Origin of the sequence: Bianquea renquensis (assembly GCF_014384895.1) — a bacterium.
GTDB classification, from domain to species: domain Bacteria; phylum Bacillota; class Clostridia; order Lachnospirales; family Bianqueaceae; genus Bianquea; species Bianquea renquensis.
In genome coordinates, this window is the sequence record NZ_JACRSQ010000023.1 from 1 (window position 1) to 20,060 (window position 20,060).

At 51.3% G+C, this 20,060-nt stretch carries 22 protein-coding genes and 2 pseudogenes; 9 read left to right on the forward strand and 15 right to left on the reverse strand.

From position 1 onward, the window contains the following. From H8730_RS13095 to H8730_RS13135, 10 genes and pseudogenes are all read right to left on the reverse strand, one after another. The coding region (locus H8730_RS13095; protein ID WP_249289912.1) for a hypothetical protein at positions 1-719 on the reverse strand (719 nt) is incomplete at its 3' end. A 232-nt stretch (positions 720-951) separates the two neighbouring features. Continuing rightward, the gene (locus H8730_RS13100) at positions 952-1,236 is read right to left on the reverse strand and encodes a hypothetical protein (RefSeq protein ID WP_249289913.1); all 285 of its coding nucleotides are present in this window, start codon (positions 1,234-1,236) and stop codon (positions 952-954) included. 562 nt (positions 1,237-1,798) lie between these two features. Next, positions 1,799-1,852, reverse strand: a pseudogene (locus H8730_RS18085) (hypothetical protein); the annotation flags it as partial. Between the two features lie 21 nt (positions 1,853-1,873). Then, complete coding sequence (locus H8730_RS13105; RefSeq protein ID WP_249289914.1) at positions 1,874-3,451, reverse strand: putative ABC exporter domain-containing protein; 1,578 nt, start codon at positions 3,449-3,451, stop codon at positions 1,874-1,876. Continuing rightward, the gene (locus H8730_RS13110; RefSeq protein WP_177717769.1) at positions 3,448-4,173 is read right to left on the reverse strand and encodes an ABC transporter ATP-binding protein; all 726 of its coding nucleotides are present in this window, start codon (positions 4,171-4,173) and stop codon (positions 3,448-3,450) included. The genes H8730_RS13105 and H8730_RS13110 overlap by 4 nt, the downstream gene beginning before the upstream one ends. A gap of 277 nt (positions 4,174-4,450) precedes the next feature. Next, positions 4,451-6,085: an alpha-amylase family protein gene (locus H8730_RS13115; RefSeq protein ID WP_249289915.1), complete on the reverse strand. Its 1,635-nt coding sequence runs from the start codon at positions 6,083-6,085 to the stop codon at positions 4,451-4,453. Positions 6,086-6,198: 113 nt separating this feature from the next. Next, on the reverse strand, positions 6,199-6,891 hold the full coding sequence (gene spoIIR / locus H8730_RS13120; protein ID WP_177717755.1) for a stage II sporulation protein R: 693 nt from the start codon (positions 6,889-6,891) through the stop codon (positions 6,199-6,201). Positions 6,892-7,052: 161 nt separating this feature from the next. Continuing rightward, a complete protein-coding gene (locus H8730_RS13125; protein WP_177717753.1) occupies positions 7,053-8,186 on the reverse strand; it encodes a Ger(x)C family spore germination protein in 1,134 nt (377 codons plus the stop codon). Continuing rightward, positions 8,170-9,288 carry a GerAB/ArcD/ProY family transporter gene (locus tag H8730_RS13130; protein WP_177717751.1) on the reverse strand — a complete coding sequence of 373 codons (1,119 nt, stop codon included), beginning with the start codon at positions 9,286-9,288 and terminating at the stop codon, positions 8,170-8,172. Before H8730_RS13130 ends, H8730_RS13125 begins: the two co-directional genes overlap by 17 nt. Beyond that, the gene (locus tag H8730_RS13135) at positions 9,281-10,891 is read right to left on the reverse strand and encodes a spore germination protein (RefSeq protein ID WP_249289916.1); all 1,611 of its coding nucleotides are present in this window, start codon (positions 10,889-10,891) and stop codon (positions 9,281-9,283) included. The genes H8730_RS13130 and H8730_RS13135 overlap by 8 nt, the downstream gene beginning before the upstream one ends. Before the next feature lie 133 nt (positions 10,892-11,024). On the opposite strand from H8730_RS13135, the gene H8730_RS13140 reads away from it, so the two are divergent. Genes H8730_RS13140 through H8730_RS13150 form a run of 3 tightly spaced genes read left to right on the forward strand, consistent with a single transcriptional unit; the run spans position 11,025 to position 13,247 of the window. Continuing rightward, entirely contained in the window at positions 11,025-11,684 is a 660-nt protein-coding gene (locus tag H8730_RS13140) for a 5-bromo-4-chloroindolyl phosphate hydrolysis family protein (RefSeq protein WP_177717749.1), read from the forward strand. Further along, positions 11,665-12,228, forward strand: coding sequence for a LemA family protein (locus tag H8730_RS13145; RefSeq protein WP_177717747.1), 564 nt, complete (start codon positions 11,665-11,667; stop codon positions 12,226-12,228). The genes H8730_RS13140 and H8730_RS13145 overlap by 20 nt, the downstream gene beginning before the upstream one ends. After that, positions 12,225-13,247 (forward strand): TPM domain-containing protein, encoded by a 1,023-nt coding sequence (locus H8730_RS13150; protein WP_249289917.1) that lies wholly within the window; start codon positions 12,225-12,227, stop codon positions 13,245-13,247. The genes H8730_RS13145 and H8730_RS13150 overlap by 4 nt, the downstream gene beginning before the upstream one ends. Before the next feature lie 166 nt (positions 13,248-13,413). Here H8730_RS13150 and H8730_RS13155 read toward each other — a convergent pair whose 3' ends face one another. Both H8730_RS13155 and ispE read right to left on the reverse strand, forming a co-directional pair. Continuing rightward, complete coding sequence (locus tag H8730_RS13155; RefSeq protein ID WP_249289918.1) at positions 13,414-14,079, reverse strand: GntR family transcriptional regulator; 666 nt, start codon at positions 14,077-14,079, stop codon at positions 13,414-13,416. Continuing rightward, positions 14,076-15,026, reverse strand: a complete 951-nt coding sequence (gene ispE, locus H8730_RS13160; RefSeq protein WP_249289919.1) for a 4-(cytidine 5'-diphospho)-2-C-methyl-D-erythritol kinase — start codon at positions 15,024-15,026, stop codon at positions 14,076-14,078. Before ispE ends, H8730_RS13155 begins: the two co-directional genes overlap by 4 nt. Positions 15,027-15,275: 249 nt before the next feature. Here ispE and H8730_RS13165 point away from each other — a divergent pair, with 249 nt between their 5' ends. The 6 genes and pseudogenes from H8730_RS13165 to H8730_RS13190 form a co-directional block, all read left to right on the forward strand. Then, positions 15,276-15,503, forward strand: a complete 228-nt coding sequence (locus H8730_RS13165; RefSeq protein ID WP_249289920.1) for a hypothetical protein — start codon at positions 15,276-15,278, stop codon at positions 15,501-15,503. Continuing rightward, positions 15,490-15,729 carry a hypothetical protein gene (locus H8730_RS13170; RefSeq protein ID WP_249289921.1) on the forward strand — a complete coding sequence of 80 codons (240 nt, stop codon included), beginning with the start codon at positions 15,490-15,492 and terminating at the stop codon, positions 15,727-15,729. The genes H8730_RS13165 and H8730_RS13170 overlap by 14 nt, the downstream gene beginning before the upstream one ends. A gap of 81 nt (positions 15,730-15,810) precedes the next feature. Next, positions 15,811-16,038: a hypothetical protein gene (locus H8730_RS13175; RefSeq protein WP_249289922.1), complete on the forward strand. Its 228-nt coding sequence runs from the start codon at positions 15,811-15,813 to the stop codon at positions 16,036-16,038. Then, on the forward strand, positions 16,025-16,342 hold the full coding sequence (locus tag H8730_RS13180) for a hypothetical protein (RefSeq protein ID WP_249289923.1): 318 nt from the start codon (positions 16,025-16,027) through the stop codon (positions 16,340-16,342). The genes H8730_RS13175 and H8730_RS13180 overlap by 14 nt, the downstream gene beginning before the upstream one ends. Before the next feature lie 3 nt (positions 16,343-16,345). Continuing rightward, positions 16,346-16,552 carry a hypothetical protein gene (locus H8730_RS13185; protein WP_177714165.1) on the forward strand — a complete coding sequence of 69 codons (207 nt, stop codon included), beginning with the start codon at positions 16,346-16,348 and terminating at the stop codon, positions 16,550-16,552. A 24-nt stretch (positions 16,553-16,576) separates the two neighbouring features. Next, positions 16,577-16,855: pseudogene (locus tag H8730_RS13190) on the forward strand (transposase); the annotation flags it as partial. Between the two features lie 141 nt (positions 16,856-16,996). Here H8730_RS13190 and H8730_RS13195 read toward each other — a convergent pair. Genes H8730_RS13195 through yabG form a run of 3 tightly spaced genes read right to left on the reverse strand, consistent with a single transcriptional unit; the run spans position 16,997 to position 20,023 of the window. Then, positions 16,997-18,574 carry a DUF3794 and LysM peptidoglycan-binding domain-containing protein gene (locus H8730_RS13195; RefSeq protein ID WP_177714166.1) on the reverse strand — a complete coding sequence of 526 codons (1,578 nt, stop codon included), beginning with the start codon at positions 18,572-18,574 and terminating at the stop codon, positions 16,997-16,999. A gap of 59 nt (positions 18,575-18,633) precedes the next feature. Beyond that, positions 18,634-19,074 carry a protease complex subunit PrcB family protein gene (locus tag H8730_RS13200; RefSeq protein ID WP_177714167.1) on the reverse strand — a complete coding sequence of 147 codons (441 nt, stop codon included), beginning with the start codon at positions 19,072-19,074 and terminating at the stop codon, positions 18,634-18,636. 49 nt (positions 19,075-19,123) lie between these two features. After that, a complete protein-coding gene (gene yabG / locus H8730_RS13205) occupies positions 19,124-20,023 on the reverse strand; it encodes a sporulation peptidase YabG (RefSeq protein ID WP_177714168.1) in 900 nt (299 codons plus the stop codon). Positions 20,024-20,060: the final 37 nt, after the last annotated feature.

Sequence of the window (20,060 nt, forward strand, 5' to 3'; positions counted from 1 at the left end):
AGGGAGGGAAGTTGAGAGGGATTGACATAGGGGGTCATGGACATCACGCTCCTGAATGAAGTTTGGGATCTTATTATATCAGCTTTCAGCCCGCTTCGCAAGCGCTTTTCGCGGGACGGTACTGTGTGGGAATCATCTCCAGTGAAATGGGATTTGGCACGATATTCGGTCTCTCTTTCGTTCCCTTTACCGGCGGGCATTTTCCTTGGACTGGCCCTCTGCTCTGACCCCTTTTCTCCCCTTTCTCCACGCCGGACACTCTCGTGACTTTCTCTACCGGCGGGCATTTTCTTTGGACTGGCCCTCTCCTCTGGCCCCCTTTCTCCCCTTTCTCCACGCCGGACACTCTCGTGACTTTCTCTACCGGCGGGCATTTTCTTTGGCCCGCCCCTCTCCTCTGACCCCTTTTCTCCTCTTTCTCCACGCCGGCTCCTCTTGTGACTACCCTCACCGGCGGGCATTTTCTTTGGACTGGCCCTCTCCTCTGGCCCCCTTTCTCCCTTTCTCCACGCCGGCTCCTCTTGTGACTCCCTCACCGGCGGGCATTTTTCTTGGGCCAGCCCTCTCCTCTGACCCCTTTTCTCCCCTTTCTCCACGCCGGACCCTCTCGTGACTTTCTCTACCGGCGGGCATTTTTCTTGGGCCAGCCACCTCCTCTGACCCCTTTTCTCCCCTTTCTCCACGCCGGCTCCTCTTGTGACTCCCTCACCGGCGGGCATTTTCCTTGGACCGCCCCTCTCCTCTGGCCCCTTTTCTCCCCTTTCTCCACGCCGCCCCCTCTCGTGGCTCCCTCTACCGGCGGGCATTTTTCTTGGGCCAGCCACCTCCTCTGACCCCTTTTCTCCCCTTTCTCCACGCCGTCCGTTCACTTTTTACTTTCATATGGTATAAAAAAATCCCTGCCACGTCTTACGCAGCAAGGACCTTTACTTTAAGGTTGTTTTTTACAGCCTATGAAAATTTTTTAAATCTAGGTTTCCTCCCAAAACTAATTAAAAGCCCCAAGATCCACACAATCCCCGCGTCTTCATGGTGTAGAAGGTACTCCTGTATACGCTGTTGCATTTCCACGTAGAGACTCGCCTGATCTGCCTGCAGACCCTTATTCATTAGGGACTGAACCATTTGATCCTTCTCCATCGTCGCGAAAGTCCGATCCCATCCCTTGGCTGCCATGCACTGTTCCCGAAGCATCCCATCTCCCTCAATTACAACGACTCGATCACTGACGCGCATGTCGATATCCACCAAACCCATGTTCCGCATAAAAATGGCAATTTCATAGCAATCGCATAATCGCGCCCCTCACCAGCCAGTTCTCTTTCCCATAGTCCTTGAAACAAAGGTGTCGTATCCAAGGAAGAATAGGCAAGGCCCTCAACACAGAAGCCCGCATTTTCAAATTTTCGATTTACCTCAATACAGGCCAGAAGGCCGCCACCATTCTTCGAAAAAAAACAACCGGATCTGGCATATGGCGCAAAAATGCCTGACAAAGTACTAAGTCAACGCGCAAGCGCTAAACTACCGCTGTGAATGTCAACGCCTGTATAGCGGCTTCCCGCTGGAAGAATCTCCATTAGACGTAACCCCAGATCCCCATACCCACACCCAACATCCAAGACTTGTACCGGCTCTGAAATCTTCCACACCTGCCTCACGAGAAACGTCAGATAATCTTCATTCCAAAATCCGCTCCGCGCCGCTGATATCCCTCCGCCTCCAGAGGCTGTAAGCCTAACAGCTGATCCACTGTCACCTGGAACACTTCCGCGATCTCCGGTAAGGCCATAATATCGGGATAGCTATCAGCCGTTTCCCATTTGCTGATAGTTTGAAAGGTAACACCCAGCTGATCGGCAAGCTGCCTCTTCTACGCATGAGGACTGGCAATCTCCATATTGTGCAGAACATAGCGGCAAAGGTACAGAACGAAAAAGCCTAGCCCCCCACTAATCAGGCCAAAGGCCAAAATACCCATCATATAAAGTTGCGTGGCGATTCCGACAAGAATTCCAACAGCGATCCCTGGAGCCAGAAGCAGAGCCAAAAACAAAAAATAGAAGAATAGCTGCATCACGGTTCCTCCCTTGCCAGCCAAAATCTTGTCGACAAGGAGGTTAACCCCAAGGAATAACAAGTTTACTGCAACAAAGCTGAGAATACAGGCTATTGCATCAAATGGAGAGCCAGCGATGAGCAATGCTCCAATTCCAAAAGCGAGAACACCATCAATTAAGCTTTTTTGAATGTCCGTTCCAATTCCATATAGAACCTTACGAAATGGCGGCTCGGGTATCAAAAAGATATAGGGCTTCATGAGCTCCATATTGAAGGGTCCCATGGCACTGGTAAAAAATAATATAAAAGTAGATGAAAGAAACGCCGAAAATAATCCCATGTCAGAATCCTTTGAAAGGTACGCCACGAAACCGACGAGGGCGGTCAATCCCAGTGTCTTCATATCCACTAGCCCTTTCCCTTTTCTCCGCTGCTCAAGCCGATGGCGTTGATAGATCACGTTGGCGCCCCAGCCTTTTCCTATGCCTGTCTCTTTTAATTTCATGGGCTTTTTTTTCTGACTGACGACCCGTCCTTCCTTGGCTGCCTCTGTTTTTGTGAAGGCTTGCTCCGTCACACCCAAAACATCTTCATAGTAGTCGGCGTTGCACCGAATGATATAATAGATACAAACCCCATTCGCCGCCAACAGCAGACAAACGCCAATCACCCCCTTGACAAACTCACCGGTAATCAGCATCATCCCAAAGGCCGTACCCCATCCCGCCAAAGGAATCACATACTCTACCCATGGTTGGAACAGTGTCAGATTGAGCGTTTGCATAATGTCCCGGGTCCGAAGAAAGGTTCCTCCAACCCACACTGCTAAAACGGCAGCCGCTAGCAGCGCCACTCCTTTGATAACCGTCGCGGTCCTCGGATGATTCACACAAGCAGAGTACACCGACATGCTGGCAATCTGGAGAGTGAACAGCATAACACAATAGGATACACATAAGACCACAATTGCTCTTATGCCAACGCCAAAGGCATTTCGAAGATTTGGGATCTGGTAAAGAAGGAAGAAAGCCGCAAATAAGGAAGCTCCCATCTGCTTCAACAATCCATAGAATAAGATTTTATTTGAAGAAATGGGGGAGGTGAAGACAAAGTTAACATCCGACAGCTTAAAAAGTGTCTGCCCACTCTGCATTCCACTGCGTATGGTAAACACTGCCACTAACAAATAGATTGCCAGCACAATCAGATTTAAAAACCGGGGATCCGCCAGTTCCTGGTTCGTATCCTGTGATGAGAAAGAGCCCATAATAACGGAAAAAGAAATAAAGCCCAGCAATACTATATAAAAGATTGCAGCACCTGGGTGCTTTTTCAACTCTTTGATCCAGTTGACAATCATCCGGCGGACGAGAAAGAGAAGGGCCTTCATTCTGTCTCCTCCTTATCCTTAGCGGAAGCCCCTTCGGTGATGGAGAAAAACAGGCCCTCCAAATCTTCCTTCTTTGCCTCTGTCTCCTGCCGGCTTCGAACCGCTGCAATTTTCCCATCCATCATAATATTGGCAACATCCCACAATTCCTCAACGGAATCCAGCATATGTGTACTGATAAGTACAGACGCCCCGTTGTCCCGCAACTCCCGCAGACTGTCTTTTAACTCTTTGATGGCGTGGGGATCTAAGCCGACAAAAGGTTCATCGAACAGGACAACTTTCGGATCTGTGATCAAGGCGCTACAAATGCTAACTTTCTGCTGCATCCCCTTTGACAATTCCCGCCCTAACTTTTTTTGTTTATCATCCAGCTGAAATCGCTCTAGCAGCCGGTCAGCCTTTTCCTCCCACCTGTCAATGCGGTATGCCCTTGCCATAAATTCAAGATGCTCCCGCACTGTCAGGAGATCATACATAGCTGGCATCTCCGGGATATACCCCAACAGCCGCTTTGCCTCCATGGATTTGTTGGGATACCCACAGATGGAGATAAGGCCTTGGAACCGCAGCAGGCCTGCAATGCATTTGACGACAGTGGATTTTCCCGCGCCATTGGGCCCTAACAAAATTCCAATTTTTCCAGCTTCAACCCGAAAACTCACATCTTGATTTGCCACTGTTTTTGCATACTGTTTGGTAACCTTCTGTACTGATAGCATACGAATGACTCCCCTCCTCATGATTTTGATTGCAGGGCACTGGCCGACGCCTGCCCGTAAAACTTGTACTTCCACCTCCGTCCGCTTCCGAATCAGCTCCCCCTCAGCAATCCCGATCTTGCGGGCCTCTGAAATATTCATTCCTTATGCAACCGACTATAACACCTTGTCAAGAATATGTCAAGAGTCCTGGGGCACAATGAAAAGAGACGTCTGTCTGGATAAAACAAACGCCTCTCGACCTCCATCTCTGAAAGCCCTGTTCCACAAACCCGCTTTACTTCTCGCGATACCGCTGGTCCACTCGGGCGGAATACGCCTCCCAGATAGCCCGTATCTCCTCCCAGTCCTTCTGTGTCAGGGCCGCTTCCTGTGTCGAGGATAGGCGGTACAGATCTGGAACACCCAGCGTTGGGGCTAAGCGCATATAGCTCATCGCGGCCCGGCGGCTCCCGTAGCCTGCGCTATCGGTATCCAGAATAACGCCAGGCATAACGGTTTCATAGATTCTCTTTCGAAATGTCATAGTCCTCTGAATGCACCGCTGTGTCATGTTATAATCGTGGAGCCTAGCTTGGTCAACGACCTCAGCGAAATACGGATGCGCGCAACTACAGTTGATCAGCGCATCTGGCTTTACCTTCTTTGTCTCATCAAATATGATCTGGAATAGACGCCGGATCATCTCTACGCCGTATACACCAGGCTCATGGGCTTGAACTGGAACTCCAACGGGCAGACAGTTGGCAAAATCAATCTTAAATCCATCACAATTATAGCAGCCATCCTCGGAAGACAGCAGTTTATAAATTGTTCTCTTCAACCTTTCCTGATATTTGGGGCTTGTCGGATCGGCCGCCACCGGCTGACTCCACACGGATAGGCATTCATCTGCGTCCAATCCCTCCGCGCTCCAACATTTAAACCATAGGACAACCTTTCGCCCCTTTTGATGCTCCTGCTCAGCGAATTCACGCAGATTGGGCCATTTATCCAAGTCCGGCAGCGCGGTTCCATACTGTTTCTGCCATTTGTCATCAATGATGATGGCGGTAGGCTTCAAGCCCAACTCGTCCAGCTGTCGCGACATGCGGGTATAGTCCTCCTGATTTGCCCGGTCATAGACATTTCCGCCCATGGCCATCTGTTCGCCCCAGCCGCAGAAAAAAGGGCCGTACCACCAGCGGGGCTCGTGGTTACGCACGCGGGGCTTACATCCGCCATCCGAATAGTGCCAGTCACTGTAGGATTTGAGCACTTCCCACTCGGTATTGCCAGGACAGCCAAGGATACCGGGCAACTCCCACTCTCCGTCCACCCAGTGATTTCCATAGAAATCCGTTGCCAAACAGAATCGATTCTGCCCGGGAATATATTGAAAATGATCAAAGGTATAGTCTCCCTTATTCCCGATCAGCCCTAAGCCAAACCAGTCTTGCCCTTCATCGAGACAGAAGGGGTAGACGAACAAGGGGGGAACAAAATATATGGATGTGATATCGTTTGGTTCTGCCATGGTATACTCATGATGCTCATGGCTAATGATCGAAACGGGCCAAAAATATCCGCTGGTCTCGTAGCGCACACCATCTTTGGGATTCGATCTGCGCCCAGAAAAATACCGCACGCCGTCCGGCTTGCCCTTTCCATAAACTTTAACATGATACGTAAAAGTCGTTTCCCCGCACCGCAGCCGGTATTCCTTCTTGTCCCACAAACTACTTTTTGTTGAAAACACTAGATCCATGCCCTGCTGCTCTAAGGCCAGCCATTCCTCATCCACATCTTGTTTTCCGTCAGCCGGTACCGCGGAGCGAATGGGAAGATCAAAATACCGCTCACCATTTCGAAATACGGTAATCTCTTCCTCCTGTACCGCTAGGCTATAGTTTCGTTTATCAATGGTCATCATGTGCCACACCCTCTTTCTGTCGATTGCTGTTGCCTCTGCACTCATTCGCGCTAGAGGTTATTATACTATACTCTTCCAGTAAAGACAAGGAAAAGAGGGCCGTTTTCTTCAGCTCATCCAAATAACTCCTGCCACCACTCAATCAGCTTGAATTTGATTTTTACGCTCCAGCTTTCTTCTTCATAGTGGATCAACTTGTTCTGGTCCTCCGTCAAGATTTCATCCAGCTGTTCCTCCTCCTCCTGAGGTAGCTGATCCTCGCTCTCCTCCACAAAACACAGAGGTGGAAACATAACACACCACCAATTGTGTCCTCTGGCCTCTCCGATTTGAATTCGGAGCGCTTCATAGGAGCCTGCAGGTAGGCTAATATTCCCATACCGCTTCGTAGGAAACTGGGAGGGCTCCAGAGAAACGGTGACATCATAGCCGCATCCCTCCTGCCGCAGCACGGACAGCGCAACTTGTCTGATGCGCGAAAGATTCTGCTCTAAACTCTCTCTTGTCTCTTGCAAGCTCGTAGACGATTCCAGGTACTCGCGCATATCCTCCAGAACGGCATCCCGAACTTTTAACTTCAAAGCCTGATCCTCGTCCGTATCGCTGTTGGCTAAAACATGGAAGCGAATAAATTGTGAGGCAAGTTCGCTCTGCGCCGATTTGGCATAACACGCAATCGCTGTCCCCAACACAAAAACCGTGCTGCCACAGATGAGAGCGGCGATCCATACGTTGCGCTTTCTTTCTCGTAAAAACATATACAATCGGTCCAAGGTCCGGAGTAACCTGCGCTTCCAGTCTTTCATTTTCAATCGCTCCTTGTCTCATTGTTGGTTTATGCTTAAAGGATACCCAGAATATGGTAGGCCTATACCCTAGCTTACAAATATTTTATTGGATCCGAAATAGAAAGCTTGATTTCATCTGCCAAGTCAAAGGCGGTGATGCCCATGGGAATCACCGCCTTCTATTTTGTAATCCCGATACGCCGGACCGTCACCTCTGCATCGACTGCAAAATTGGCGTTTGCAAAAACATCCTGCCATATGTCCTGCGTCTCTAAATACAGCTTTTTATTCTGAAATTTCATATCCTCGTTCAATCCGCAAATATCGGCTTGATAGACCGTTTGCATGGCCGCCAACATAGTCGTCACATCGGACTTGATTTGCTCCGAAGCCAGCCTCTCGATCTCATTTCGAATGGATTCCTCCGCTAAATCGTCGCCACGATCAAAAGCGTATTCACCAATCTTCGCATAGGCTTCGATGGAGAGGGAGATGGTCAACCGCCCCTCTGCGTCCATGGCATAGCCATATTTGCATTTGGACTCTTCGATCTCCATGCTGACGACGCCATGGCTTAGAGATAGCGGGTATTCCAAGCCAGTGGTAAAATTCCGGAGCCAGCTATAGCGCTCCATGTCTTTCAGCTCCATGATGCCAGAATTTCGCCCATCCTTCAAGACCATAGCGTTTTCAATCGATATTTCCTCTTCCTCTAAAAGGACCATCGGAAGCAGAAAATTGATCTCCTCGCCGCTCATTTTGCTGATAAATTCTTGAAGTGACACTTCGAAATGGCGGATGATACTGCTGGCATTATTTTCGTAGATGCCGCTGATATACTGCCCCACCGCGTTGGCATCCGTGGTAGGCGCTTCCAGGACATCGGCCGCTTTTCCCTTTGCCGCCAGGACCGGAATCTTTTTGGAGTATTGGGCGTTGCGGTCAACATGGTTGGCCAGCTGCTTCAGCTTATCCGGATCCTGAAATAGGCTATCCCCCAGCACAAGAGCTTCCATATGCTCAAAATTCAGCTCCTTGTTGAGCCGGGTGGTCAGCTCCTTGTAAGCACCGGTGATGGTTGATGCGCTGGCGGTTTTTGTATACTTCGCCTCATCCTGGGCGCCTCCCTCCTTTCCCGTGTAGACTGGCAAATTCGGAATCACACAGGTGACAGTGTACCGCCCATCCTCTTCCATGTCGATGCCAAGGGCGATGACAAAGGCCAACTCGTTGATTTCGATCTTATCCCAACATCCCGTCAGCAGAAGAAGCGCCATGGACAAAGCCAACAGTCTCTTAATACGATTGATCATATCCATCCTCCTTTAGGCCTCGCCCCTTGCTGATCAACAGCAGGAGAAGCGGAATGGGAAGCAGAAATAAAATCCCTGTCCAAAAGTATACCGCATCCATCCAGGCAAAGGTTTCCATAACCCCCGGCGGTATAAAGGAAAGGATAAAAATGACCGGGACAAGCGGGAGCAAAAACTTTCGATGACTGCGCTTTCGAAAGATTTTTTGTAGGATGATGCCAGCAAAAAACACATATTCATTGATCAGCGTGAACTCCGTTAAAATCCAGAATACCATCATCAGCGCATCCTGCCGTTCAATTTCCAGGATGGGGATATCGATGATCTGCATCAGGTTCATGACCGGCCACAGGCTCTCCACTGTTCCCGTCTCCCCAAAACTGCCCATGGTCAGAAAAAATAGCAAAATATCCACAATCCCCACGAGGATCACGGCCAAAATCACGGACCGCCCCACATGCTTGCGCTGGTCCTTTGCAAGAAAACTGCCTCCCACGAGCAGTAGAATCAGAACCGAAAATTTCATGGAAATCTGAACGCTACCTGTTACAACTTCCTTGGGCGATGTGGTAAAAATCGGACCTAGATTGTGGAGATCCACCTGCGGGATGGCAAATAGAATCAAGATTATAATGGGAATGAAAATAAGAAAAATAAAGATCTCCGCCATCCGAGCGCGGCATTCATACCCTTTTCGGGCGGAATAGACCACCGTCAGCAACATTGTTGCTGTGATAACCCCTAAGGGGGTCCGGTTTAACAGCGTCTGTTTTACAATCTCGCCAAACATCCGAAGCTCCAGGGCAGAGAAGACGATGAGCAATCCGCAGAGGACGAGGCTGATTGCGATAGCAACGGGCTTTGTCACAATCTTTTCCGTAAATTCCACGAAGGTGCTGTCCGGAAACCGCTTCGTCAGACGCGTAATCACAAAGACAAACAGGCAGGCAAGCGCAACGGCGCCGAGTATGGCAATCCACCCGTCTGTCCCTGCCGCTTCCGCCCCGTATCGGGGCAGCGTTAAGCTCGTGGTGCCAAACAAATTGATAATCAGAAGGGTGCAGAGCTGATGCCTTGAGATTTTGTCGTTATTTTCAATCATCCTGCCTCGACTCCTCCCGCGCTTCCATCTCGTGGGTTTCAGCTGCATCCCAGTCCTCGCGCTCACTCCAGGTATCCACCCGGGAATACAGCCGCTTCCGATGTCCGGGCTGGGAATAGATGGGCCGGCGCTTCATGGTAAAGATCGGCATCCGCACAATGGAATCTTTTAAATCCTCCCCCTGATTCACGCCGCGAAAGGCAAAGGGCGATAGATAGGGAATCCCAAAGCTCCTTAACCCCGTCAGATGGATCAGAATGGTGAGCATAGCCAGCATGAACCCATACAGCCCTAGTATGGCAGACAGAAAGATGATCCAGTATTTGCACAGCCGGATGGCGGATACCATGCTGTCATTGGGAATGGAGAAGGATGCAATGGCGGTAATCGATACTACAATGACAACAATCGGGCTGGCGATATTGGCTTCCACGGCCGCTTGCCCTATAATCAGTCCGCCCACAATCCCCACCGTGTGGCCGACGGCGGTAGGTAGCCGCAGTCCGGCCTCCCGCAGCAGCTCAAAGGCGAGCTCCATAAGGATAACCTCCACCGTGGCATAGAAGGGAACCCCCTGCCGCGAGGCGGCGATGGAAAAAATCAGGGATGACGGCACCATCGCAGGGTGAAATGTCGTCAAGGCGATATACAAACCTGGCGTACACAAGGCCAAAAACATGGCGATATATCGAAGTACCCGGATGAAACTGGAGATACCCCAGCGATTATAATAATCTTCTGATGCCTGGAGAAAACTATTGAGCGTCGCCGGCAGGATCAAGACAAAGGGCGTCGTGTCCACCACCACCACAATCCGTCCCTCCAAAATAGCGGAAGCCGCTTTATCCGGCCTCTCTGTAAATTGCAGCTGGGGAAAGGGAGAGTACCATTTATCTTCAATCAACTGCTCGATGGTCCCTGTTTCCATGACGCTATCGATGTCATACAAGCTAAGGCGCCGCTGAACCTCCTGCAAAATATCGGGGCGCACCAGGTCCTCCATATACATCAGGGCAATGTCTGTCTTTGAGCGAACTCCCATCTGCTTTTGTTTGACCTTTAAGCGGGTATCCCGAATCCTGCGCCGTATAAGGATTGTGTTAAATCGAATGGTCTCCGAAAACGCTTCTTTAGGCCCGCGGACCACCTTTTCCGTCTCTGTCGTTCCAACGCCGCGGTTGGGCCACGCTCTTGTAGCCACGATCAGCGCTTTGCTGGAATTCTCTATAAAGAGGATGGTGTCCCCGGATAAGACGGCACTTATCACAGCATTGAAATCATCGGATTCCTTCACATCGGCTGTGGCAACCCCGGAATCTTTTAGAAATGTAATAAAGGACTTATTGGTTGGCGTCTGCATATGCTGCTGGTGGGTATAGGCCAAAAACTGCTCTAGAAGGGATTCTTCAATCACTCTTCGATCCACCATTACATCGATGTAGGAGATATAGATTCGAAATCCACCGTCTCCTTCCAGCGGCATCAACCGTTTCACTACGTCATCGCAATCCTGCAAGAGCATCTCATAATTTTGTATATTTTGATCTAAGACATTGGACATGGACACTGTAATTATATTTTTTCTTGTATGGGTTCGTATCATGCTGGGCGCTCCCTTCTTTTTTCGGAGTATGCCCATAATTTCATTTTCTAAACGGAAACTTGTCAAGAATCAACAATGGCGCGGAGCCCATTTTTGTGCTATACTTAAGGTAAGAACACAAGGAGGAATCGAAATGATTGAAAAAAAAATCCGGCCCATCTGGCCGATCTATGCCGCTGGAGGCGTTTGGATCCTCTGCGGCCTCGTTCTTCCACTGTATACACTCTGGGCCATCCTCGTAGCGGCAATCCTGTCTTTGGCAGTGTACGGCCTCTCCATGAAGCTGGCTCCATCAAAGACGATTCTCGTACCTGATCCATCCCCGTCCTACCACACCGGTGAAGAGGAAGTGGATGCCCTATTGGGGACGGCCCGCAAGGATTTAGACTCGCTACATCTCCTCAATGATATCATCGAAGATCCCTCTCTCTCGTCTCAAATCGAGCGAATGGAGAAGGCGGGCAACGCGATTCTGGAGGAGATTCAGAAGAATCCCGCCAAGGGTCTTCGGATCCGTAAGTTTTTTGTATACTATCTTCCAACAGCTGTGAAGGTCTTAACCTCCTATGCCAAATTCAGCCGTCAGTCCAGCGCCGGCGCCAATGCCAAGGAGCTTATGGCACAGGTTGAGTCCAACGCTGCCACCATTGCCACCGCCTTTGAACATCAGCTGGACAGTCTGTACACCGCGGAGGTTCTCGACATATCAGCCGATATCGACGTGCTAAAAGCAATGGCACAAAGCGAAAGTTTGCCAGGAATGGAGGTTGGTCATGAAACATCTGCAAAATAGAAAGATTGCATGGGCTCTCGCCGCGCTGATGATGGTTGCCTCCATTTTCGGTCTCGGCGGAATGAAGCTGGGCTCCGCCCGGCAAAAAGTGGTGACAGCATTTTTCACTGGACGGGATGGTTTTTCGCCCTATGATGATCTGATCAATCGCAGAGAATACGCGTACAATTTGCTCCACATTGCGGAGGACGCTTCCCTCCAGGACACGCCCTCCTATACAGCCGCACACGCAGCCTGGCAGCAGCTCGATTCCGCCAAAACTCCGGAAGACTATTATGAGGCAAATATAGCGCTGCAAACAGCGATTGACGCCCTCTACTCGGAGCTCTCGTCCCTGGAATCTTTAGATGAGAAGGCGGAGGTCATGGCGGCCAAGCAATATTCTGACTTTTGCGGCCGTATGAGCAATCTGCAGTATGACGATTATTACAATGAACTGGCGATGAAGTATAATCAGAGTTGTAAGGGCTTCCCCGCTGGGCTTATCGCCTCGATCACTGGAAATGGCCCCTTGCCGACTTTTCGAGAGGAGGAATCAAAATGAAACGCCGCATCGGAATTTTTTTAGCTGCCATGCTTTTTGTGTTTGCCCTTGTGCCGTCGGCATCCGCCAGCGGGGTCGTTCCTAAACCCAACAATGGGTATGTGGTCGATGACGCGGGTGTGCTGAGCGCAGGTACAATCTCAGAACTGAATTCACTGGGGCAGACAACGGAAGCCAACACGGGGACAACGGTTGCCATCATCACCGTGGACTATACTGGCACTTATGAGATCGATGCCTATGTGGATGAGGTTTTTTCCAGCTGGGGCATTGAAGATGGCCTGATCCTCGTTCTCAGCATCGGGGATGAAGACTATTACGCCATGCCCAGCGCCGGTCTGGGCCGTTACCTGACTTCCTCCGATATCCAGGCGCTGCTGGATGACGAGCTTGAACCGGATTTTGCAGTTGCAAACTATGACGAGGGTGTGAGGCGGATTTATTCTGCTTTCTGTACGAAAATCGAAAATCTGTACGCACAGTACGGGGAGGCTCCCACCACGGAACCTACATCTCCGGCTCGTGACAAAGAGCGCGGCTTTCCATCTGTATTTTTTGGATTCTTTTTCCTGGTAATCCTCATAGTCGCCGTTGCCGTGATTTCTACATTCTCACGCCGGAGACGGAGGTCTGTGATTTCGCCCGGTCCCGTTCCACCACCTCCCCCGAGGCGCCCCATCTTTTACCATCGCCCACCTCGCCCAAGGCGGCATTCTCCGCCACCACCTCCCCCAGGCCCCGGTAGGCCCGGGCCCGGTGCTCCTGGTCCTGGACCAGCTCCGAGAGGCGGTTTCGGTGGCGGTGGCAGCCGTGGCGGTGGTGCAGGCCGCTCCTCCGGCGCTTCGAGAAGTTCTTCCCCCAGAAGCGGTAGTTTTGGCGGTTTCTCCTCCGGTAGTCGCGGCAGCAGTTCTGGCCGCAGCTCGGGTTCCCGCGGAGGCGGTTTCGGCGGCGGTGGCAGCCGCGGCGGTGGTGCGGGCCGCTCCTCCGGCGGTGGCGGACGCGGAGGTGGACGCCGCTAGATTTACCCCGCCTCGCGGCGGACTTTCCCATTGGAAAAAGCGCGAAGTCAGACGAAGAATCGCTTGACTCGCGCTTTTTAATTCTTTCTAGTGATTTGGTTGATTGTCTTTCGCATAGCACACTAACCTCTGTATTCTTTCAGCAGCATACATATACGCGATTCTGCTATTCCTCCACGGCGCTCAGCTTTTCCTGCTGATTGCGGATATGCTCCACCGCACACCGCCTCGCTCCCTCTAAATCCCTGCCCTCAATGGCACGGATAATCGCCTCGTGCTCCTTGGCAATGGCGTCATGGTACGTGGGCTTGCGCAGGTATGTCACTCGAAAGCGGGACACCTGCTCCACCAGAGAGCCGATGATCTGTTGAAGCCTCTCATTGTCAGCCTTTGTGAAGATAAAGTCATGGAAACGAGTATCCAACTCTACCAGTTTGGCCACGTCGCCCGTTGGAATGGCGGAGGCAAACTCTCCGTTGATCCTTTTCAGCTCCTCTATATCCTCAGCTTGCATCTTTTTGGCCGCCAGCTCCACGCCCAGCCCTTCTAAGACCGCACGGATTTCCAGGACATCGCCAATGTCTTTGCGGGTGATTTGGGCCACCTGGGCTCCCTTCCTTGGCAACATCACCACAAATCCCTCCAGCTCCAGCTTGCGGATCGCTTCCCGGACTGGCGTACGGCTTACGCCCATCCGTTCTGCCAGCGAGGTCTCCATCAAGCGATCCCCCGGTTTCAGCTCCCCCGTTATAATTGCTTCCCGCAGCGCATGAAACACCACATCCCGCAGAGGCTGATACTCCGAGATATGTAAAGTATCCAATCCGCTCATAGTGTATCTCCTCTCTGACTTGATTGTCCTTTGCCATTTCTCCGGCGACCGACAGGTGAATACACACGGCAACACATCACCTGATATCGCCAGGGATACTTTCCTTTACAGAGACGAACAGCCGCTCTGGCTTGATCATATCGAGAAAACAGCCCGAATACTGTCGGCCCACTGCCGCTCATGGCAGCGCCAGCCGCCCCCATATGCAATAGATCCTCCTTGATCTGGGCGATAACTGGATACTCCTGAATCGCCGCAGGCTCCAACATGTTGACTAATTCCCGACCAACCGCCGCCAGATCCCGTCTTTCGATGGCCTCCAACATTTTTCCTTCATTTGGCCTTGTCTCGGCCGCCTTTTGGTCAAAATGTTCATAAGCCCATGGAGTGGAGATTCCAAAATTAGGTTTGATCAAAACGATATGGGCGTCGGGCATGGGTTTTACCCGCTGCACCTTTTCCCCCCTGCCAGTCGCCAGGCATGTCCCTCCAATAACGCAGAAGGGGACATCGGAGCCAATCTCCGCTCCAATCTGCATCATCTGCGCAGCAGATAAATTCAAATGAAATAGCCGATTCATCCCACGAATGACAGCCGCAGCGTCTGCACTGCCGCCAGCCAATCCCGCCGCGATGGGAATTTGTTTTCCTAGCTCGATCAAAACTCCCTGCTGTATGGAAAACCGTTCCTGCATCAGCTTGGCCGCCCGGTATGCGATGTTCTTCTCATCCGCTTTTAAAAACGGGATATTGCAGGACATATGAATCTCTGGCGTCTGCGCTGCAACAATCTTTACATCATCCCACAGCCGCACGCTCTGCATCAACATGGAGACCTCATGATATCCATCGGGACGTCTATTGAAAATTTCGATGGTCAGATTAATCTTTGCATAGGCGCGCTGGTATACCGCTTTCGGCTTACTCTGTCCTGACACTTCCACCATCGTACCTCCTGCCCTCATCTTTGTATTTTGTATACTATTATACCCGCATCCTTTCTTTTTTTCAATAGGTATTTTACTCCTCCTTGTATTGGCATGCACAAGCCCAATCGTATTTGAAAAAGAAAATGGGGCTGTCTATTTCCCGACATCCCATTTTTGTACGCCGGCGAGGAGAGAAAAGGCAAGGGCTAGCAAATTTCCTGCCGCCACCGTCGAAACGATCAGGCCGGCGGAGATACAGAATAAAAAATGCACGCCGGTGAGGCGAACAACGGCTGCGGCCAGCGGGCACTTGGAGGCAAATTCTCCGCCGCCACCGTCGAAACGATCAGGCCGGCGGAGATACAAGATGAAATATGCACGCCGGTGAGGCGAACAATGGCGACGGCCAGCGGGCACACGGAGGCAAATTCTCCGCCGCCACCGTCGAAACGATCACGACGGCGGAGATACAGAATAAAATATGCACGTCGGTGAGGCGAACAATGGCGACGGCCAGCGGGCACACGGAGGCAAATTCTCCGCCGCCACCGTCGAAACGATCAGGCCGGCGGAGATACAGAATGAAATATGCACGCCGGTGAGGCGAACAATGGCGACGGCCAGCGGGCACACGGAGGCAATTTCCTCGCCGCCACCGTCAAAACGATCAGGCCGGCGGAGATACAAAATGAAATATGCACGCCGGCGAGGCGAACAATAGCATCGGCCAGCGGGCACTCGGAGGCAATTTCCACGCCGCCACCGTCAAAACGATCAGGACGGCGGAGATACAAAATGAAATATGCACGCCGGCGAGGCGAACAATGGCGACGGCCAGCGGGCACTCGGAGGCAATTTCTCCGCCGCCACCGTCGAAACGATCACGACGGCGGAGATACAGAATAAAATATGCACGCCGGCGAGGCGAACAATAGCATCGGCCAGCGGGCACACGAAGACAAATTCCTCGCCGCCACCGTCGAAACGACCATACCGGCGGAGATACAAAATGAAATATGCACGCCGGTGAGGCGAACAATAGCATCGGCCAGCGGGCACACGGAGGCAATTTCCACGCCGCCACCGTCAAAACGATCACGACGGCGGAGATACAAAATGAAAAATGCACGCCGGCGAGGCGAACAATAGCATCGGCCAGCGGGCACTCGGAGGCAATTTCCACGCCGCCACCGTCAAAACGACCACGACGGCGGAGATACAAAATGAAAAATGCACGCCGGCGAGGCGAACAACGGCTGCGGCTAGCGGGCACACGAAGACAAATTCCACGCCGCCACCGGCGAGACGATCAGGCCGGCGGAGATACAGAATAAAATATGCACGCCGGCGAGGCGAACAATAGCATCGGCCAGCGGGCACACGAAGACAAATTCCACGCCGCCACCGGCGAAACGACCATACCGGCGGAGATACAAAATAAAAAATGCACGCCGGCGAGGCGAACAACGACATCGGCCAGCGGGCACAGACAAATTCCCTGCCGCCGCCGTCAAAACGATCAGGACGGCGGAGATACAGAATGAAATATGCACGCCGGCAGGGCGAACGTTTCAAAAAAGATGAAAGAGAACCGTCAGGAGACATGGGAACGGATTACCAGTGAGTATGGGACACAGCTTCGAATGAACAGAAGTATCCAGGTGGAAGGAAGTTTTGCAAACATCAAAAAGGATAGGGGATTCAGACGATATCTGTATCGCGGAAAGGCAAATGTAACCGCCCAGAGTATCCTGCTGGCGATCGGATATAACATAAATAAACTTCATTATAAAATCCAGGCGGGAAGGATAGGTCAGCATTTATTCCCGCTCAAAGAAAGCGTCTGATTTTGACAGGTCAAAACAGAATATTCAAAGCCCCCCTTTTTTCTGGCGTGATAAAAAGAGAACATGTATTGGATTTAAAAACGGGCAAAAAGACGCTGCCGCATCTATAATTTATTAATCATTGATGCGACAGCCCCGAGTCTACGCTTCCTTAACCATGATCAGCGGTGTCCCCTCCTTCAAGGTCCCCTGCGGATCAATACTGTTGAGTTTCGCCACCGTGTCCATGGTGGTATTGTAGTGCTTTGCAATGGACCACAGATCATCGCCTCGCTGGACTAGATAGACCGCCATAGAAGGAAGGGAATCCAGCTCCTCCGGTTCCCGCTGCTTCGCAGACACGTCTGTCAGCAGGGCGATATCCTTCTCCTCCACCACACACGCATCCAGCATGAGATTGGCTCGGATTTCCACCTCCCGGCCCCCCTGCATGGCGCCGCTGACGGACTCCAGGAAGGGATCGATCTCCACCAGATGGTCAGGGCGGATCCCCCGCGCTTCGATTTTCTGGCTGAAGGGAACGATCTCAGAGAAAGAGGAAATCGGACAGTGATCATCGGCGGCTAAATAGAAGACCTTGACATAGAGAACCCCCTCCACCTGAATCTGATCCTCCAGGATTGTGTAGTCATCCAGCTTGGGTCTGGCGGATGCGTAGAAAATCTGCAAGATATCCGGCGCTGACTCCGGCACGCTCAGCACTTCCGTGATTCCGGCCTTCATCTGATTGCAGAATATGAACCGTTGGACCGGACAAATTTTTTTCGAGATATCCAAATCCCAGGCAGGGGCATACAGATCCGAAATCACATCTTGTTGTGTCTCCTCGTAAACCTTCAGTCCGCACTGGCAAACGATTTCTGCGTCTAATACCCGATCTTCTCCATCCTGATCCTGGCCGATCTGCAAAAAGCATTTTACGATGGAAAGCTTCAACTGGGCCATCATCTCTGGTTTGACGCCGGTACACTCGATAATGCCGTTGAAGGGAAGCATAGACTCTAGAAATTCAACTTGCCCCCCTCCTTCCATCCCGGTGTACAGCACGCAGACTCCGATATCCCCTTTTAGTGTGACTTTGTCATCAGCGATGCGCTGCTCCTTATTCTTGATGGTCGCGTCCCACCACAGAATCTCTCCGATGTTGGGACTGGAGCTGGCAATTTTGATCTCATCTTTGACAATAAATTTCTCATCTTTGTCTGCCATCAATCTGCGCATGGGCATTCCATGCGTCTGAATCTGAATCCCGTCAATCCCCTGTACATCCATGACCATGGGCGTATCCTGGCACCAGGTCAGGACCGCTTCCATCTCTAACAGCGCAGATAAATTCAGTTTCCGGCTATTGAGAAGAGTCGTGCGCACATTCTCAATGGTATTTTTCAATTCATATCGGATCCTTCCATCCGCCTCCGGCGGCAGACCATCCACATTGAGAAAATCATCCACCGTGACGGATGTTTTCATACTATGTACCTCGCAGGAATCTCCATCCCCCAGATACAGTACCGTAAACTCCAATTTTCCTCCAAACCGGATGCGCTGCCCTTCCAGCGTACTTTCCTCAGGTGCAAACCGCACACCCGTCTGTAGGATCCTGCCTACGTCCGGTTTGCTGTCAGGAACGATGACATCTTCCTTGATGGGAATCTGCATGATCTGTGCAGGCCGCCTGGACAGGGCGCTATATGTTTCCTTCCGTAAATCCACAGCCATAAAAAAACCTCCAGCCTTTTTTATACCATTGTATGACAGGCGGAGGAAAAGTATTCTGCTTATTTCGGGTTGTTTAGCCGAAAGGAAACATCTTTATCGTTGTCCTGGGTTTTCAGGATCATGACAGGATAACTGGGCGACGGAGAAATCACCTCTTCTTTCCCAGGAGGCAGCAAGTTTGCTTCCAGAATGATCTTGTCCGTCCCATCCTTCAATGCCGCAACCTGTATACTATAACCGCCTGTGGGCTGTTCCCCGAATCCAAACACGATGTACATTACATCCTCATCCCGGTAGGTAAATCCAAACCGCTCTTTCTGTTTATTGAAGATCTTTTCATTGACCTTCTGTGGTAGGTCCTTCGACTGTGCAATCTCATATTCCAAATCGGGCATATTCGGATCATACTCCCCACTCGTCCCTTCCGACGATGAACATCCCGTGAATAGGACCATCAACATGACAGCAATAAAAAGTGGTAGCCATCTTGTTCGCTTCATGGCGCTCCTCTCTTCCATTCCTAGGATCACTGTAACTATATGCGCCATCTCAATGTCCTATTCCAGGTCTTTTCCTCGCAAGAGCCATTTCCATTTGTCGCGGCCGCGACATTGCATCGCCGCCTTTGGGATATCCCCTGCGCCCTTTTCCCCGCGTCTCATAGCCCCCGACCCCTTTTTCTCCGGAAAAAGTAAGCCGCAGCAGGTCCTTGACGCGAACAATCTGATCAATGGGCGTCGTGGCGATCTTCTGTGATATAATCACCGGGTCCATGGCATGAATCAAGGTGCGGCCAGGGCTGGATGCAAAATTGGCACCCGCCTCCAAAATCTTTTCATAGAAGCTCTGACAGGCTCCGGCAAAAATAACAAGCTGGTCCATGTCCGGCTCATACTCCCGCGCCCGGCGGACTGCCTCGATAAAGTATCGAGAGCTCCGATAATTTTCAAGTTTCATAATGTCCTTGCCTCTCAAAATCGAATCATGTCCGGTTAGGATTAGCATTTCTGGGCGATATTTCAAAAGCAGACGCAATACCTCCATCGGCTGACGGCTCTCCTCAATGACAGCCCCTGTCGCGTTCATCCCTAAGCTCTGATAATACTGTAGGCATAATCGGAGATACTCTTCATCCCCGTCTAAATGCAGCACGCGGATCGGATGAATCATCTCGCCCTCCTCCATGCTGCTGGCATTTGTCATCCCTTGGATTGCCGCATCCTCGCTGAGATTTTTCATCTTTTTTTCAATTTCTTTTAAATTCTCCCGGCGGCTTCGGTAGATGGTGACCTCGTCCACAAGGATCAAATCCTCCTGCGGTGCATCCGCTAACACCCGGTAGTTGACTCCCCGGAGGCTAATCTTTCCAAAACGGTCCGCCTCAACAACCCGAAATAATAAATCGCCGCCATATGAACGGCGGCAAACCAGATCTCCTGCTTTCACCATAAAAAGCCCCTCCTATGCTCACTGGATCCCATATCCG